Source organism: Sphingomonas sp. NPDC092440 (assembly GCF_044754985.1).
Classification (GTDB): Bacteria; Pseudomonadota; Alphaproteobacteria; order Sphingomonadales; family Sphingomonadaceae; genus Sphingomonas.
Window position 1 is genome coordinate 58,049 of the sequence record NZ_JBIVQA010000012.1, and the last position, 16,004, is coordinate 74,052.

General features: G+C 63.4%; 15 protein-coding genes and 1 pseudogene. 7 read left to right on the forward strand and 9 right to left on the reverse strand.

The window, feature by feature from the left end:
- The first annotated feature begins 75 nt into the window (after nt 1-75).
- The 4 genes and pseudogenes from ACIQCS_RS18475 to ACIQCS_RS18490 form a co-directional block, all read left to right on the forward strand.
- Nucleotides 76-321 (forward strand): AbrB/MazE/SpoVT family DNA-binding domain-containing protein, encoded by a 246-nt coding sequence (locus ACIQCS_RS18475; protein WP_062787835.1) that lies wholly within the window; start codon nt 76-78, stop codon nt 319-321.
- Nucleotides 318-707 (forward strand): type II toxin-antitoxin system VapC family toxin, encoded by a 390-nt coding sequence (locus tag ACIQCS_RS18480; protein ID WP_062787837.1) that lies wholly within the window; start codon nt 318-320, stop codon nt 705-707. Before ACIQCS_RS18475 ends, ACIQCS_RS18480 begins: the two co-directional genes overlap by 4 nt.
- Nucleotides 704-1,564: a restriction endonuclease gene (locus ACIQCS_RS18485; RefSeq protein ID WP_245652744.1), complete on the forward strand. Its 861-nt coding sequence runs from the start codon at nt 704-706 to the stop codon at nt 1,562-1,564. Before ACIQCS_RS18480 ends, ACIQCS_RS18485 begins: the two co-directional genes overlap by 4 nt.
- A gap of 84 nt (nt 1,565-1,648) precedes the next feature.
- Nucleotides 1,649-1,921: pseudogene (locus tag ACIQCS_RS18490) on the forward strand (HU family DNA-binding protein); the annotation flags it as partial.
- Nucleotides 1,922-2,151: 230 nt separating this feature from the next.
- Here ACIQCS_RS18490 and ACIQCS_RS18495 read toward each other — a convergent pair.
- A complete protein-coding gene (locus tag ACIQCS_RS18495) occupies nt 2,152-2,685 on the reverse strand; it encodes a hypothetical protein (protein WP_062787839.1) in 534 nt (177 codons plus the stop codon).
- 116 nt (nt 2,686-2,801) lie between these two features.
- Between ACIQCS_RS18495 and ACIQCS_RS18500 the strand changes: the two genes are divergently transcribed.
- Entirely contained in the window at nt 2,802-3,899 is a 1,098-nt protein-coding gene (locus tag ACIQCS_RS18500; protein ID WP_062787841.1) for a DUF4238 domain-containing protein, read from the forward strand.
- A 46-nt stretch (nt 3,900-3,945) separates the two neighbouring features.
- Here the strand turns inward: ACIQCS_RS18500 and ACIQCS_RS18505 are convergent, their stop codons facing one another.
- Nucleotides 3,946-5,349 (reverse strand): HEPN domain-containing protein, encoded by a 1,404-nt coding sequence (locus ACIQCS_RS18505; protein ID WP_280280048.1) that lies wholly within the window; start codon nt 5,347-5,349, stop codon nt 3,946-3,948.
- Nucleotides 5,346-5,882 carry a hypothetical protein gene (locus ACIQCS_RS18510; RefSeq protein WP_062787845.1) on the reverse strand — a complete coding sequence of 179 codons (537 nt, stop codon included), beginning with the start codon at nt 5,880-5,882 and terminating at the stop codon, nt 5,346-5,348. The genes ACIQCS_RS18505 and ACIQCS_RS18510 overlap by 4 nt, the downstream gene beginning before the upstream one ends.
- A gap of 127 nt (nt 5,883-6,009) precedes the next feature.
- On the opposite strand from ACIQCS_RS18510, the gene ACIQCS_RS18515 reads away from it, so the two are divergent.
- Together ACIQCS_RS18515 and ACIQCS_RS18520 are read left to right on the forward strand one after the other, a co-directional pair.
- On the forward strand, nt 6,010-6,924 hold the full coding sequence (locus ACIQCS_RS18515; RefSeq protein WP_062787847.1) for a hypothetical protein: 915 nt from the start codon (nt 6,010-6,012) through the stop codon (nt 6,922-6,924).
- A 52-nt stretch (nt 6,925-6,976) separates the two neighbouring features.
- Nucleotides 6,977-7,753: a hypothetical protein gene (locus ACIQCS_RS18520; protein WP_245652746.1), complete on the forward strand. Its 777-nt coding sequence runs from the start codon at nt 6,977-6,979 to the stop codon at nt 7,751-7,753.
- 62 nt (nt 7,754-7,815) lie between these two features.
- Here ACIQCS_RS18520 and ACIQCS_RS18525 read toward each other — a convergent pair whose 3' ends face one another.
- The 6 genes from ACIQCS_RS18525 to mobF all read right to left on the reverse strand — a co-directional run bounded on the left by ACIQCS_RS18525 (nt 7,816) and on the right by mobF (nt 16,004).
- On the reverse strand, nt 7,816-9,438 hold the full coding sequence (locus ACIQCS_RS18525; RefSeq protein WP_280280049.1) for a hypothetical protein: 1,623 nt from the start codon (nt 9,436-9,438) through the stop codon (nt 7,816-7,818).
- Between the two features lie 13 nt (nt 9,439-9,451).
- The gene (locus ACIQCS_RS18530; RefSeq protein WP_345846420.1) at nt 9,452-11,110 is read right to left on the reverse strand and encodes a hypothetical protein; all 1,659 of its coding nucleotides are present in this window, start codon (nt 11,108-11,110) and stop codon (nt 9,452-9,454) included.
- A 174-nt stretch (nt 11,111-11,284) separates the two neighbouring features.
- Nucleotides 11,285-11,965: a sigma factor-like helix-turn-helix DNA-binding protein gene (locus ACIQCS_RS18535; RefSeq protein WP_280280051.1), complete on the reverse strand. Its 681-nt coding sequence runs from the start codon at nt 11,963-11,965 to the stop codon at nt 11,285-11,287.
- Between the two features lie 48 nt (nt 11,966-12,013).
- Entirely contained in the window at nt 12,014-12,652 is a 639-nt protein-coding gene (locus ACIQCS_RS18540) for a hypothetical protein (protein ID WP_280280052.1), read from the reverse strand.
- A gap of 45 nt (nt 12,653-12,697) precedes the next feature.
- Nucleotides 12,698-12,898: a hypothetical protein gene (locus ACIQCS_RS18545; protein WP_030090600.1), complete on the reverse strand. Its 201-nt coding sequence runs from the start codon at nt 12,896-12,898 to the stop codon at nt 12,698-12,700.
- Nucleotides 12,899-12,944: 46 nt separating this feature from the next.
- Entirely contained in the window at nt 12,945-16,004 is a 3,060-nt protein-coding gene (mobF, locus tag ACIQCS_RS18550; RefSeq protein ID WP_030090599.1) for a MobF family relaxase, read from the reverse strand.

The window sequence follows — 16,004 nt, forward strand, 5'->3', positions numbered from 1 at the left end:
GAGTGTCTCGTGACATAAAGGTGGCATTATGGCATAGAATGGCTTCTGGTATTCAGCTTTTCTAGTGAAGCTCGGATGACGATACAGGTCAATATCACGCCGAATGGTCGGATGAGTCTGCCAGCCGACCTGCGCAAGCGCTTGGGCCTGTCCGAGGGTGGCGCGGTGTTTCTCGAGGAGACCGAGGATGGCATCGTCCTGAGAACCGCAGCGCAGGCGGTCGCGCACGCGCAAGCGATCGCCCGTCGCTTCACTGAAGGAAATGCGGACGCCACGGTTGATGCTTTCCTGGCCAATCGGGTGGCAGAAAGCGGCGAATGAGCGAGGTCATTCTGGATGCCTCCGCGCTCGTTGCGATGCTGAAGGAAGAGCCGGGCGGCACGAAGGTCGCCGGGTCGATCGCATCTGCGCGGATGAGTATGGTCAACTACGCCGAAGTCGTCAGTCATTTCGTCCATCTCGGCATGCCGGAGCGCGATGTGGATGCCATGCTCGACCCGCTGCCGCTCGAACTGGTCAGCCTTGACAAGGGAACCGCCCAGATCGCCGGGCGTCTGCGCGCGATTACAGCCGATGCCGGCCTGTCCCTTGGTGATCGCTGCTGTCTCGCGCTCGCGGTACGCGACGGCCTACCCGCCTGGACCGCCGACAAGGCTTGGCGGACGATCGCCGATCGAGCCAGCGTCAAGGTCGTGGTGATCCGATGACGAGCGGCGTGCGCCCCATCGACATGATCTTGCTCGACGAGCTCTTCGAGATGGGCGGCGGCTATGTCCTGGACTTCTCCGACCGGACGATGCGTGAATTCTTCGCGCAGGAACTGAACGTCGACATCGACGATCCCTGTTATGCGCGCAACGGAACCTCGAAGGCGAAGCGCCTGCGCACTTTCCTCACCATCGTCGATTCCCCAACGGTTGTCCGAACGCTGCGTGCTCTTTGGGATTACCGTCAGGCCATCAATGCCCGCCGGCGCGCGACCGACAGCGTCGCCAATGGCGAAGGCCGGTTGCTCGAGCTGATCGGCCGTCTCGAGGGCAAGCCAGCGGCACCCGAGACCGCCCCGACACCCGCTTTCAAAGGACCACAGATCGCCGAAGCCCGTAAAGCTCTTCTCGCGATTTGGGATCTTGCGCCCCAGCAGCGCGGCTTTGCCTTTGAACGTTTCCTGCGCGATACGTTCCGGCTCTTCGGCCTCAAGCCCCGGGACAGTTTTCGCCTGCGTGGAGAGCAGATCGACGGCAGCTTCGATCTCGCCGGCCACACCTATCTGCTTGAAGCAAAATGGGAGGCCAAGCCGACACCAGCGGCCGATCTCCACGTTTTCGAGGGCAAGCTCGGCGAGAAGGCTGCTTGGTCCCGCGGCCTGTTTGTGAGCTACATTGGCTTCAGCGAAGACGGGCTGCACGCCTTCGGGCGCGGCAAGCGGATCATCTGCATGAGCGGCGAGGATTTCGATGCCATGTTCGAAAAGCTGTTGCCAATTGATGAGGTGCTGAGTCGCAAGGCGCGCCGCTTCGCGGAGACGGGCAATCCTTATGTCCGGGTCCGCGATCTTTTCTAAGGCTGGCAAAAATACGAGCGCGATGGCGCGCGATGAGCGCCGAGGCTATGAAGCTGATCGGTAAACTAGGAAAGGCTCCCCGAGAATAACAGCGATCTTGCCGACTATCTCGCTGAAAAGGCAGGCACCAGCAAAGCAGACGCTCGCAAACTAGTCGATGGCCTGTTCACGGCGATCGCGGACGCCGCCGCCAAGGGCGAGGAAATCGCGCTCAATGGCTTCGGCAAATTCAAGGTGAAGGCCAGTCCGGCGCGCGAGGGCCGTAACCCCGCCACGGGGCAGACCATCACCATCGCCGCGTCGAAGAAACTCACCTTTACGCCGGCGAAAGCGATCAAGGACCGACTCAACGGCTGATCCTTGTGCCGGTCAGCGTCAGGGCCACCCGTTCTGTCGGTAGGAACCGCTGGCCGGCCAGTCCTCATAACCCTATCAAAAAGCTCGACCTAGATTGCGTTGCTTGACGGTGGATCGATGAGGTCGCCTGAGCCAATGCGATCAAGACAGCGACCGGAAAACTATTGCAGATGCCGGATCGAATGGCGCGAGCAACAGCAACCGAACCTGATGGCTCGACGATCGGAGGATCACCGGCGACGTAGCGCCGCCAAGGCATCCGGCATGATCGTATAAACCGCCTCCCGCTGGGCGCCACGGTTCTGATGATTGACTCTATAGCCCTGATAGTGTCGTCGCAGGAGGCCGCCGCGGCATAGATCGGACACCGCACGGCTGACATTGCAACGACCCGACCGGCGAACGCGCTCGCGCACCTTTTCCTCGACCAGACGCTCTGCCTGGGCCGGATCGGTCGGGAGTTCATCAGCCTTTTCGAGTGCAACTCGCACCGTTTCGATCGTAGAACGACGCCATGGTGAGCGCTGCGCGATGGGAACCAGTGCGTCGCATAGCCAGTCACGCACCGGTACGGCGTCACCGTTTACAACAACACTCGGCCCGGCGCTGCCCTTCTCGTCAGCAACCTCCGCGAGAAGCTGGAGGAGCATGTAAGAGAATTTCGGACGCTGTGAGGCGGCAGCGATAGCGGCCATCAGCGATGGCGTGTCCATCGCTCGTGCAGGGTTAGCGGTTGTCTCGAACAGATCGGCCTGATGGAACATAGCATGAATCTACGCTGCCTTTGCACGGATGTGAATCCCACAATGACGACCGACAGCATTTTTCTCACGGAAAGCAGATAGAAGGCCAATCCAACATGCAGCAGACAGCCAAGTAGATGGCCGACAACAAGAATCAGCACTTCGTCCCTCGGATCCATCTTCGACCGTTCACGGTCAACGGCGATGGATTGGCGATCAATCTGTTCAATCTCGACCGCATGAAGGCCATTCCCAACGCGCCCGTCAGGAATCAATGTTCAGGCGACTATTTTTACGGGCAAAATAAGCTTCTCGAAAACGCGATCAATTTCATCGAGGACCCATACGGACCGATCGTCCGCCACCTGTCCGAGGGCGGCACGGTCGGATCCGCGGTCAAGATCGTCATGAAGCGCTTCATCTATCTCCAATATCTGCGGACGGAAGCCGCCTCGCTGAAAGCGAGCGAAATGGCGCTGGCACTGCAAGACGTTCCTGGGTCCGACCTTCCCGTCCCCACGATCAAAGAGGCATCGAAGGAAGCCGTCCAGGCGGCCATGCTGAGCTACAAGGACACGATGCGGATCGTCGACGATCTGACGCTTTGCATCGTGCGGAACCGGACAGGCCTCCCCTTCTTCACCTCCGACGATCCCGCCGTTCTGACCAACCGCCTGCATATCCAGCGGCCGCGCAAGGGCCGACCGAGCTTCGGGGTAAAGACTGCTGGTGCCATCTTTTTCCTGCCGCTCTCACCGTCGCTCTGCGCAATCCTGTACGACGGTGCCGTCTATAGCTCTGGTCATAGCGCGCATTGGATCGAAATCGATCGGCAGGGGGACATTGAGGCGCTCAACGCCCATCAGATTCTTGGCTGCTGTGCCAACGTGTATTTCCGGGAGTGGGATGATCGCGACAAAATCGCGACGCAAGTGGAAGCTGCGAAGACCGGGAGACCTGCCACGCGCCAAACGGTCACCCAAGCCGTCCTCGAAACGACAAGCGATTGGGGCGAATATTACGCCGTCAGGAAGCCTACTGACATCAGGAGCGGCGAGAAGGTGCTCGTCCGTGTCGCGACCAACCACCCGGCCCCTTCGACCTGGCCCGCGTTTCTGCGCTTCCGATCGAACGCGCACGCCTACTCAAATGACACCGGCGCTGGCTTGACCCGACGGTGGTGTCTTGAGCAAGGATTCGTGCAAGGAAGCTGCTATCGAAAGATCTCGGTCTAGCATGACGATGCGCCGATCGATGTGACGAGTGGCATCACCGGCGATCTCACGCGACATCGCCCAGCAGATCGCCCATGACGTTGTTCGCGGCCGGTGTCCAAGTCGTCAGCCGTTCGGCAATCGCACAAAAGCAGCGCGTGAAGGCGACCTGACCGCGATGAATGTCAATCGCGTGGTCAGGTTCGCCAGTATGGACGATGGAACTGCGGGCGTAATAGATGGCTAAGACGCTGGCCTGATAGCTCGCCAGCCCTGGCACACCCTTCATGCAGATCCCGATCCGGCGTCGCAGGCGCTCGGCAATCGCGGGGGCATATTGGTCGGTGAGCAGCGTCTCGAACGCGACCGCTAGCGCGACGATCGCCTCCGCCTCGTTCGCGCGGGCACTAAACGACTGTCGGAACCAGTCCAGGGCGGTGAGCAGGCGGCGATAGAGGCGGTTCTCCGGCTTCGAGTGCGTCGCGAGATTGACGTGGCGGAAGTACCCCCGCTCCACCGTGTTCAACGCCTGAGTCACCTTCGGCGCAAGCCGCCTCATGCGGGACGTCGCCAGTGCACTGGTGGAGAGCGTCGCAGCTACATCCGATAGTTTCGCCAATTCGAGCTGGGAGACATTCATGGGCACACGGCGGGTGGACATCGGGCGGCCGCGGATCGCCTCACCGATCAGATAATGGGCGATGTCGAGCGTCTCGAAATTGTTGACGAAGGACGAGTTGTGGTGCCGATCGAGCGGTCCGACTGCCTCCTGCGACAGGCAATGCAACATCAGCAGGTTTGCCGCCGCCACCCTGATCTTGAGCGAATAGATGAACTGGTTCTCGTACATGTCGCCAGTGAAGGACGTGACGCGGACCAGCATCAGCGGGTTCTTCCCGAACCATTTCGCCGTGTAGGCAAAGTGCCGGAAATCCGATTTGTCGATGCGCTGCTTCACGCCGAGACCCCTTGCCATCCGCTCGATGCTGGCGACCGCCGCATCGAACGAATTGCTCTGGGTGCTGACCGCAAAGCCCGCCTTCTTGAAGACTGCTTCGGAGCGGAGCTTACTGTCTTTCGCGAAAATCCCCGGCATTTCCATGCCGAAGCCGGTCAGGGGATAGAGGACGAAGCCCGGCCTGTCGGCGCCAGCGGCGGCGAGTCCGGCGATGACGCATGCGGGTACATCACCGCTCCCATTCTTGGCGATATGGAGGATATAATCGTCGAGCAGCGAGCGCCCGATGTAGAACTCATTGGACCACAATGTGCGCGCGATCGCCGCGCGGAGCTGCAGGATATGATGCTCGATCGCCTGGCGATCCTTGGCCGACAGCTTCTTCTCGTCCGTGACGAGATCGTCGATGCTGTCGAACTGGCTGAGCAGGTTGTGCTTGGCCTTCAGGAAATCGTCGGACTGTTTGAGCTTCTTGCCGAGCGTGACAGTCAGGCCGCCGAGCGTCGCGGTCATTCGCCGCCCTCGCTCTTGCGGGACGCCTGCCATTGCTGTGCTGCCACCTCGATGTCGAAATTCTCGATCGACAGACCCACGATCGTGTTGATGAAGGTCTTCGCCTCGGCAATCACGGCCTCCGCCTCTTCGGGATTGCTGAAGGCACCTTGATGTACCACCGCATTGCGCACCGCGTTGATCTTCTCGGCCGATGCCTTGAGCACCTTGCCGATCGGGCTCTCGTCCGGGGTCGCGAAATAGACCGGCACGAAGAGCCGGGTTACCTTGAGCGGCAGGCCGTTCGCCCAGCGCAGGAACATGTCGACGATCGTGTCATCAAATTCGGTCTTGCGAGCCCATTCCGTCCGAATGGCGTAGTTGGCCGCGATCTCCGCTGCCGTCGCGCAACGGACAATCGCCGCAGATGGCTCTTCTCGAAGGTGTAGTCCGGATAACTTGGTCCACTGTGACTGCAATTTTTCGAGATCGGTGCGCTCATTGTAGGGCTTCGACGATTTCTTGCGATGCGCGTTACCGTTTGCCTTGGTCATCTGCCCCCCCAATTTTGCCGCACTCTGAACCGGACAATCTCTTCAATATCTTTTCTACAGCGAAGGTATAGCGTGCGATGCTCGGGCAGGTTGATCGGAAAAGCCCGGCGCCAAACAGGGGGATTGAATGACCGCAGTCGCGGCGACGAACGTCTATTACATCAAGCTCGGCCGGGGCGGCGATTGGGAGGCCGAGAGCATCCGCGACGGCGTGCTGCGCTTTGGCTATCGCGAGGCGCCGCACGATCTTTGCGTAGCGGGCGACTGGTCGGGCGTCTGGGAAGCGATGAAGGAGCGCCGGGGGGACGCTGGCGCGGCGACCCGCGATGTGAAGCAGATTCGGGCATTCTACGAGAGCGCCGAGGATACCATCTTCATCACCTTTGTCGGCGGCCTGCTCTACTGGTGCCGGCCGGCTGGCGACATTGAGATCCTGTCGGACAATAGCCACCGCCGCGCGACGCTCGATGGCTGGCACAGCACATCGATCGGCGGGAGCCTGCTGACGACCGATCGGCTCTCCGGGCGATTGCTCAAGGTCCAGATGTTTCGCGGGACGATCTGCGACGTGGGCGCGGCCGACTATCTGCTGCGCCGACTGAGCGATGAATTATCTCCAGAGGTGGCGGCAGCCGAAGAGGCGGAACGCGCCCTCACCGCGGCGATCATTCCCCTGATGCGATTGTTGACCTGGCAGGATTTTGAATTGCTGGTCGATCTCGTCTTTTCGAGCAGCGGGTGGCGCCGGCTCAGCCAGGTTGGCCGAACCCAGAAGACGATCGATCTCGAACTGGTGCTTCCGAGCACCGCCGAACGGGCCTTCGTGCAGGTGAAATCCCAGGCCACGCGGGCGTCGCTCGACGATTATGTCGGTCGGCTCGCCGAAGCTGACGCGTATGACCGGATGTTTTTCGTCTGGCATACCGGCAACATCCCGGAGAACGGGGGGCCGGAAGGCGTGATCCTGCTCGGGCCGCAGCGACTCGCGCGGATGATCCTCGATGCAGGATTGTCGTCGTGGCTCCGGGAGAAGGTCTCGTGAGGCTCCACATATCTGCACTGTCGCTAGCGCGGCCTGCGCGAAAGGACTGAGCGTGGACTACGAACCTTATCCCGATGAGATGGAGGACGAGCCTCGCTATCGTCCAGTAGCGGACATCGGCCACGCCGAGCTCTACGAGGCCCTGATGACACTCGCCGGGTTTGGCGAGAACCCATTTCTGGCCATGCAGGCGAGCCAGCTGTGCCTGGTCGACAACATGCTCAACCGCGTTGAGCAGGAGATTCTGGAACGCCAGCTCGATGATGAACCGCCGCGCGGCCGGATGGCGCAGCTCTCCGCGCTGACGCCAATGTGGATCTATGCCGCCTATGAACTGCTGCGCACATGGCGCCAGCGGTGCGAAGAGGTGATCAAGCTCGCGGAAAATGGAGGGATCAGCCTGAAGGCGACGAACCTCGCACGGGAACTCGGCTACCGGCACTACGACCGGGAACTTCGGGCCCAGCAGCTTCGCGACGCGCAGGAGCGACCAGAGCTCGTCGATCAGATGCGGATCGACCTCCGCCGAACGGAAATGGGCTTCACCAGGCTCGAGTTCCTGCGCGTCGCGCTCGCCAAGCATGAGGTGAGCAAGAAGGGGAACAAGAAGCCCATCGCCTTCGCGCCCGGGCGGGCCACAGTCGACCGCCACTGCGGCGCGATGCAGTATGAGCTGAGCAACGGTGGCGCCATCATCGACTATGTTTCGCGCAGGGAGGTCGCAGAGACCATCCGATATATCCCGGAGTTGGAGAACCCGAGCGACGAGGATCTTGAGGGCTTTAGGGCCTACATGAATCCACCGGATGTCGAACCGCCGACTCTTTAAGATCACGAGTGCGCCTGCGATGTCGATGAGATGAACGGCCCACGGCAGAAGACGCTCGCGAGCTAGTCCGGGACCAGGATTTCCATCGCTGCGAGCTGAGCTACCAGCTCCGCCCTGGTGATTGGTACATTGAACCGCCATTCAAGCAGCCGCACACCGTGACGGGCCAGGAGCCCCCGCTTTTTCTCATCGCGCAATTGGGTGAGCTTGAGCCCTTCCTCGCCGCCAAAGAGCGCCACGGGCGCGTAGTGCTGCTGTCCCTGATACTCGATTGCAAGGCCCAGCTCCGGCACATGGATATCGACGGACTGCATGCCGAGGAAGGCCGGCCGCCATTGGTGAACCGCCGAGGGCCATAGGGTGCGAACGAGGTCCAGGAGGGCGACTTCGGAAACCCAGCCCAGTCCGATCTCAGGAATCGACCGCTCACGGCGGAACGCCTCTTCGGCCGCGACCATAGCGGTCGCAAAAAACGCCGATGCCCCCGTGTCGGCGGCGCCGATGTTGATCGAGAAGATCCGGCCACGCCGGGCACCATGGTTCGTGAACTGCGCCATATGACGCCGATAGGCCGCCCAGTCGGAAGCGGGCGGCATGGGCGGTATCATAGTCGACCCGAAATCCGGTCGAAGCCTGATCATCTCCTCCAGGACTGGCGGCTCCAGCGTGAATTGCGCATCGAGATGAGCGAGGAACGCCTCGAACTCCTCCAGCAGCCGCCCGACGATGAGCGAGGATTCCGCATGTCTGCGCGCCAGTATACGGATGTCCTGCGCGCGCAGGGGCGATCCAGTCAGGAACCTGAGATAGATGACCTCGTCGAAAAGCGGCTCACGATCGCGGCCTGGCACCGCATCGACCAGCGCCAGTGCCTCCTCGAGCCGGTCAGCTTCGGTGAGTTCCAGAACGCGCTGCCAATGCGGATCAGGGTCCCAGGGTCTGCCGTAGAGATCGGGGAGATCGTCCGGGAGACCGGTGCCGTCAGCGCCGCGCCATTTCTCGCCGAGCAGGCGCGCCTGCAAACCGTAGCCCCGGGCGCGCTGGTTATCCTCCCAGACACGAGCAATCGGCAGGGCCGGATCGAGAGGATTGGGCTCCCAGGATTGGCCTTGGGCGATCCCTTCCGGACGCATCACATAGCCGATGTCGAAGCCCGCGGCCGCGTAATCAGCCATGGCAAGATCGCCGATTGCTTCGACGATGCGCTCAAACAGGCAGACCTGATCTTGCCGAACTCCGATCGAAAGCAGGACGCGCCCGCGCGCCGACGTCTGTCGGGACAGGCCCGGAGCGTGGGCCGAAAGCTCGATGGCGCGCTGCCGCCGAATTCCCGGCCCTTCGAGGAAGTGAATCCGGTGGGTGATCTCGTCAGGGAAGTCGGGATAGGTCAGGGGGACCGGCGTCACCGCCTTGGGCACGCGCTTCTTGGGCGGCGCCTCTGGACCATATTCCGTCAGCAGCTCACCGCAGAGCGCCGATAGCCGCGCGAAATGGACGGCCGTCGGCGAGCCTGCGTCGCGTTTGCCAGCGAGCGTCGTGTAGAGCTTCTGCCACTTTGCCAGATCCTTGCGGTAGAATTCGCGGGACATCCGGCTGCGCAACGTGTCCTCGTGGAGCTTCGCCGCCTCACGGAACGCCTGAAGACCGGCATCTCCCTCTTCCGGTGACGGGGGCTTCAGCACCACGCCTCTCGCCTCGTCAGCCGAATGACGGCGAGCCGTCGGCCCAGCCGGACGCCTGCCACAGGATGTTGAACTGCTCCTGCAATTGCGGCTGCATCGGCGCGGCGAGATCGGCGACCTGAAGCTCAGGCAGGAAGAGCTCCGGCTTGCGGATCCTGCGGCCGCCGCCGCGGGCGCGCGTCAACTCGACATCCTCCACCCCGCGGAATGCGATGCCGGCGACGGCCGGACCGGTTAGCCCTACGTCCGCGAGCACGCTGGCAAGCCGGTCGAGATGCATAGCAATCGATGCTTCCAGCTCGCGGCCATCCACGAGGATTTGGGGATCATCATCGATCCGGGCCCCGATCATCGCCTCGAATTCGATCAACCCGGGGCGGACCAGGCGGGTACGCCACCGGGTCTCCGGGTTATTTTCGGTCTGGATGAGCGGCAGCCCATAGCTCCACCACTGACGCTCATCCGAATTCGACTGTACCCGGGCCTGGCTGTCAGGGGGAAAGCGCAGCGCCGCTGCAAGGGCGGTCTTGGGATCGAGGGTCGGCCGGTCCATCGCGGCCAGCGGCACGATGCGCAGCGTCATGCTGGGCATGGCGACGATCTCGGGAAGCCCGCCGCGCATGCGATCCATCTCCAATTCCGAAATCGCGGTACGCGCCGCTTCCCAGCGGTGATCGACCTGCGGCGCCGCAGGGGCCGGCGGCGCCACACGAATCCGGGAGCGCCCCACCTTCTCGAACGCATCGATCGCGCCGATCAGGGTTCCGGCGCGTGTATTGAGTTCCCGGATCGCGTCCAAAGTACTCTGCTGCATGCCGTGCCGCACATCATAGTCGGTCTTCGGCCAGGCCATGTTGGGGTTGCGGCCCATCACATGAATGCGCTCATAGACCAGCTCCATGAGGGACGTGTTCGCCGCGCGCAGCGCCATCGCAGCCTCCTGCAGGGCCGCGTCCTCGAAATCGAAGGCTGCACCAGTCCAGGTGGCTGCCATATCGTCTAGCGGGTCCAGCGCCTTGCGCGGATAGGGCGTTCCGAAATTGTGCTCGCGCAGGAACTGGCGCAGCAGCTCCGGGATCTGCAGGCGGTAACGCTGCAACAGTTCGACGTCGTGGGGATGCGGCTCGGCCGGCGGCGCAGTCGCCCGAAGGACCTCGTCGTCCAGGATCAGGCGAAGGGTGCTTTCCAGATCCTTTTGAAGCCCAGCCCGGGCCGCCTGACGCTCCTCGTCGGTCGCATCGGCCGGGCAGTGAAAGAGGATCGGCCGTTTGAAGTGGGTAAGGTCGAACGGAAGGGGATGCTCGTCAGGATGGCCCATGGCCGTGTTCATGACGCCGATCATCCTGCCCCACCCGCGCGATTTCAGCGCCCAGCCATGTTCGAGCAGGACGTTGGGGTTGGGCGAGAGCTGGCCCTTGGCGCGCGTGGCAACGTGCGTGAGGTCGGACAGGAAGGCGACTGCTCTGTCGATCTTGCCGAAGATGGTGTCCGCGAGCGGTGGCATCCCCGGCACATCCACGGTGTCACGATCGGCGCGAAGCTCACGATCGGCAGGGTCGACGTCCGCGTCTGCATTGACGGCTCGTATGGCGCGGTCGAGCGCCCACTGGATAAATCCGCGACCGACCCGGTTCTCCGTGTCGCTTTGCCAGGAATAGAAGATATGGTGCGGCATTCAGGTGGCGATTCTCGTCGTTATTGCGGACGTCCTCGCTAACATGCCTGCCTGGTCCAGGCATTAGCGACGCACTTCCCTCGTGGAATGATTGTCATCAATGACACTTTACCTGTTAGTGCTTGGTAGAGTGTCATTGGCGACATCTATCGGCAAATCACCGTCCAGTCCCGTTCAGGTCGGCGGCGGCGCCCGAAGACGCTCGATCAATGCATCCACTTCGTCCATTTCCGTCTCGAGACCGACCAGCGCCGCCCGCAATCGCATCAGGACGAAATCGTGCGGCAAGAAATGCCGGGCAAGCCAGCCACGCCGGTCAATATGAGAGATGCGACCGGTCAGCGATTCGATCGCACTGGCGCACCGGTCACGATCGGCGAGGGCAGTATCGATCTTGCGCTGCCACGCCCTCGTCCGCGCCTTGGCACGGCGTATGTCATCGCGCTCAGCCTTCGCGGCAATGCGTTGCGCTCTCGCCGCCGCCGCATTCTCGACCTGCTCGCACCTAGCGCGCTGCGCGGCCGCCCGCTCCTCGCGCTTCTCGAGCGCGTAGCGCCGGACCGCCGGGCTGCCCACCGGCCCGACCATGCGAACGAACCAGCTCAATCTGCGCCGCGCCTTGTGTTCGATCTGCGAAACACGCTGGCCGGAAAGACCCATGACATCGCCGATCTCGCGGAGCGTTCGGAGCCGGCCCCTTCCAAGCCCATGACGATGGCGAATGACGTCTTCCTCCTGCGATGTCAGAAGCGACAGTATCGTGTCGATCGCTGAGCCGTGTCCGGCCCGGTTCGCCGCCTCGAGCGCTTCGATCGCCTGCTGTCCCATTTCGGCGGCGCTCCCGAGAATGTCCATTCGCTGCTCCTCCTTCCGCCAGCAGGCGGCCACCGTCCAGCCGAGCGATCAAAGCGGTGCCAGCCGTGACACCATCGGCTGCGTCTTCAGATTTCCGCCCGGCCGACGGTGCAGATCGATGATACGGCCTGCCGCCGGCGTGAAGTCCATCAACCCGGCCACCGTCTCATAGGATGTGTTTGGCCCGAAATAGCGCTTCGCGCCGTGCCACTTCCGCCCCTCGATCAGGCGGACCCGGTACGTGCCCGCAGGCACCGGCAGGGACACCCGGTCATTGGCGGCAACATAGATCGACAGTGCATGGGTGTTCGTATCCGGGTCCACCAATTGCTCCACAGCGTTGGCATCAGCGGCCGCGATCGTGAGATGGCTTCGCGCGACCAGACCTATCACATTGCCCGCGACCGTTACCGATCCGCTTTCCGGAAACGGCTGCGCCGGCTCAAGATCAGGAATCCAGCCATGACGCTGCGCGTCCCCATAAAATGGGATTAGGATCAGCAGCAGGCTGAGCACCGGCAGGGCGAAACGAACAGCGATCGCCGCCGCCGACGGTTGCCGGCGATATCGCTGGTGGCTCGGATCAAGCCAGGCCGCCTCGATCCGCCCCCTTCCCTCATTCCATCTCGTCCGGTTAGCGCGCTGTCTGTAGCGCTCGCGCATATAGTCGCGATCATCAATGCCCATTGAGCAGTCGCCTCCTGCCGAATGTCCGGGCCGCTGACGTCTCGGTCAAAACCAACCGTCCTTGCGGCCTTCGCCCGTGTCGCGAAGGTTTCGGCCGTCGATGGCGGAGCGGCGGATCTCCAGCTCGACCTCATCACCCTTGCGCCGGGTGCGGAAGTCCGCATTGCTGAGGCCGTTGCGCCGGGCATAGTCCTCGGCGGCCTTCTCGCTGCCGAACTTGCCGCCTTCGTCAAAATCCCATGCCATCGTCACTCTCCTTGCTTTCAGCCGGCACCGCGCCGACCGTTCGTCATCAAAGATCAAGGCCCAGGCTGCGCTCGGGCAGCGGCGGCAGCAGGTCTGCCTTTTCGGGCTTGAGATCCGGGGGCGCCTTGAGGCCGTCGCCCTTGATCGGTGCTGCGGGCTCAAGCGGCCCGTCCGGAATGGGGGGAAGATCGGCGAGGATGTCCGGCTGATCCGCGAGGTTGATCCCGTCGATCGGGCCGGGATCGAACTTCACCGGCTTGGCGCCGCCCTTCTTGCCGTCGATATCGAGGCGGCCGACCGTCTCTAGGGCCGAGGTCTTGTTGCCGGCATTGTGGTCGAGCTGGCGTTCGAGCTTTTCCTTATCGTCCACGATCATGGTGAGTTCGTCGCGCACCCGCGTCACGCCCACATTGAACAGGCGCTGGTTCGACAGGTTGCGCTCATGGCTGTCCATGACCGTGATCGCCTTGTCGGTGGTGATGCCCTGCGCCATGTGCATGTTGAGCGCGTAGGCGAGGTCCAAACGCGAGAGCATCGGATCGCCCGGCGCCAATGTCAGGGTCTGATTGCCCGCCGTCTCGACGGTGATGCCCGAGGCATCGGCCGAGATGATCCGGGCGAGCGCCGCGTTGTGCAGGTCGCGCGGCTTGTCGTTCGCGGTCCAGCGGATGCGATCCCCCTCGCGGACATGCAGATCCTTCTTCTCGGTGAGTTCGAGCCGGTCCCGCTTTTCGGTGGGCGAGAGGCGCTGCGGGTCGAAGCGAATCTTGCGGCGCCCATCGACCAGTTCGACCTTGCCCGAGGGCAGCACCCTGGAGACGTCATAGCGTCCCTGCGCGAGCCCGACGTCCTGCGCGCCGCCGCGGCCGACATCGAGGGTGAGGCCGGGCCGATAGCTGGCGGCGTAGCGAAGCTCCTCGCGGGTCAGGTTCACGCGGTCATAGACGATGAGATGGATGCCCTCGCCCCGCACGGTGCCCTCGGCGGCAAGGCCGTCCTGGATGCGCTGGTTGATGATGGCGCGGGACTCCCGGCCAGACGCAAACACCTGGGTCGCGGCACGGTCGTCCGCCCCCAGCGCGAGCCACCTGTCGGCGGCCTCTTCGGGCGGGTTCGCGCTTTCGTGGACGTTATCGCCCAGCACCTTCATCGCCTCGCCCGCCTTACCGACATTGGCGAGCGCGGCGACGGTGCGCAGCGTGTCGGTCCGCTGACGGATATTCTCGTCCATTCGGGCCATCGTGCCGCCGGCGGCCTGGATCATCGCGAAGGACTTGCCGGCGTCGATCGAGGAGAGCTGCTGGCGATCGCCAACCAGCACGAGCTTGTCGATGCCGAGCGCCTCGACGATGCTGTGAAGCTTCAGCATGTCGGCGCTGGAGACCATCGAGGTCTCGTCCACGACCAGCATCGCGCCGCCGAGCCGCTCGCGCGCCTCCTCGTAGCGCGGCGTATCGCGCTCGGTCAGGTAGCGCTCGTTGGCGAGCACGAACGAGGCGATCGTCTGGCTCTTGATCCCGGCCCCTTCGGCGAGGTCGGCGACCATCTTGTTCTGGAAGGCCAGGCCCAGCACATCCTTGCCTTCGCCTTCCGCGATCCGGGCAACCGCCTGCAGCATGGTCGACTTCCCGGCGCCGGCGACGCCCTGGACAGTCACGGTCCGATCTTCGGAGGAGAGGATCAGGGTCGCGGCTGCGAGCTGCCCCGCATTGAGCGGGCGATCGGCGACCTCCTGCAGGCGGGCGGGCCCATCCTGCGCGGGGAGTATCGGCACCGCCTTGCCCACGCCCGCATCGACCGCCTTGAGAACGGCTTCCTCGGTGCGCAGCGCCTCCTGGGTGGTCACCATCCGGACGCCCTTGTCGCCGGCGCGGGCGACACCGGGGATTAGCTGGCGGTTGTCGTAGAGCTGCTCGATCCGGTGCTCGACCGTCTCGATGGTGACGCCCTTCAGGCCGAGGTCCAGCGCGGTCTTGGAGAGCTTGTTGACGTCGAACGCCGCCTCGCGTTCGGCGAGGATGCGGACGGCCGAGGCTACCGCCAATTGCGTCCGGGCGACGGCCGGCGATTTGGTGGCGCGGGCAAGGCCGCTGTCGATCAGCGGATCGGGCGAGCGAAGGAAGCCGCCGATGAGATCGCGCGCGCCGGCGATCGCGTCGGTGACCGCCCGGAAGCCCCGCTCCAGCTTGTTGTCGGCGGCGCCCTGCCCTGCCCGGGCCAGCGCCGAGGCGAGCAGTCCTTTGCCGTCGAACCCGAGCTCCGCCGCCTTGTCGATCCATCCTTTGAGGAGCCCGTCGCGGTCCTCGACATTGAGCTTGGGATCGCGGGTGGTGGTGGTCACGCCGTCGCGCCCCTTGGCCGAGACGATGCCGAGCTCGGCCGCCTTCTCGAGGATCGCCTCGCGCCGTTGGCTGAAGGCATCGATGATCGCCTTGGGCACGCCCATGATCTCGAACGTGCCGTGCTTGCCCTTGAGCTCGACCTGGTAGCCGAGCTTCTCCAGCCCGGCGCGCAGGTAGGCGTGGTAGATCGCCCCGACGACCGCGTTATTCGACCAGATCTTGTCGGCGTGCAGCGCCTGCCATTTGCCGTCGGGCATCTGGGTCAGATTGGCGATGACGGAGTGGACATGGGCCTGCGGATCGAGCGCGCGACTGGTGTCGTGCTGGAACAGCGCATAGACGAGCTTGCCGGTCGGCACCGGCACCTTGCGACCCTCGACGTCCTTGCGCCCTTCGGCGAGATTCTTCTCGACCCAGGCCATGGTTTTCTGGACCGCGACCATGTTGGCGGCGAGCACCCGCTTGTCGCCGGCGACATAGGCCATGACCGACACGGACTTGGGCGCGGAGAAGGTGAGGTCGACACCGTTGCGCCGGTTTTCGACCTGGGCGACGCCCTCTCCGCTCGGCAGGACGCCGCTCAGAATCTGCTCGAAGCTTTCGCGGCTGACTTCGCCTTCAAGCGCGAGGGCTTCGGCCCCTGCCCCGCCCCAGGCACTGACCTCGGAGGAGCCATCGGCCGTGTAGTAATTGTCCTTGAAGTCGTCCTTCGCGAAATAGTTCGCGGCGCCTGATGCGGAACGGACGGCGGCGACCGAGAGCAT

Excerpts from the sequence above, each read along its gene's own strand:
- ACIQCS_RS18475 (WP_062787835.1), top strand. The coding sequence starts at position 76 with ATGACGATACAGGTCAATATCACGCCGAATGGTCGGATGAGTCTGCCA.
- ACIQCS_RS18480 (WP_062787837.1), top strand. The coding sequence starts at position 318 with ATGAGCGAGGTCATTCTGGATGCCTCCGCGCTCGTTGCGATGCTGAAG.
- ACIQCS_RS18485 (WP_245652744.1), top strand. The coding sequence starts at position 704 with ATGACGAGCGGCGTGCGCCCCATCGACATGATCTTGCTCGACGAGCTC.
- ACIQCS_RS18495 (WP_062787839.1), bottom strand. The coding sequence starts at position 2,685 with ATGTTCCATCAGGCCGATCTGTTCGAGACAACCGCTAACCCTGCACGA.
- ACIQCS_RS18500 (WP_062787841.1), top strand. The coding sequence starts at position 2,802 with ATGGCCGACAACAAGAATCAGCACTTCGTCCCTCGGATCCATCTTCGA.
- ACIQCS_RS18505 (WP_280280048.1), bottom strand. The coding sequence starts at position 5,349 with ATGACCGCGACGCTCGGCGGCCTGACTGTCACGCTCGGCAAGAAGCTC.
- ACIQCS_RS18510 (WP_062787845.1), bottom strand. The coding sequence starts at position 5,882 with ATGACCAAGGCAAACGGTAACGCGCATCGCAAGAAATCGTCGAAGCCC.
- ACIQCS_RS18515 (WP_062787847.1), top strand. The coding sequence starts at position 6,010 with ATGACCGCAGTCGCGGCGACGAACGTCTATTACATCAAGCTCGGCCGG.
- ACIQCS_RS18530 (WP_345846420.1), bottom strand. The coding sequence starts at position 11,110 with ATGCCGCACCATATCTTCTATTCCTGGCAAAGCGACACGGAGAACCGG.
- ACIQCS_RS18535 (WP_280280051.1), bottom strand. The coding sequence starts at position 11,965 with ATGGACATTCTCGGGAGCGCCGCCGAAATGGGACAGCAGGCGATCGAA.
- ACIQCS_RS18540 (WP_280280052.1), bottom strand. The coding sequence starts at position 12,652 with ATGGGCATTGATGATCGCGACTATATGCGCGAGCGCTACAGACAGCGC.
- ACIQCS_RS18545 (WP_030090600.1), bottom strand. The coding sequence starts at position 12,898 with ATGGCATGGGATTTTGACGAAGGCGGCAAGTTCGGCAGCGAGAAGGCC.
- mobF (WP_030090599.1), bottom strand. The coding sequence starts at position 16,004 with ATGCTCTCGGTCGCCGCCGTCCGTTCCGCATCAGGCGCCGCGAACTAT.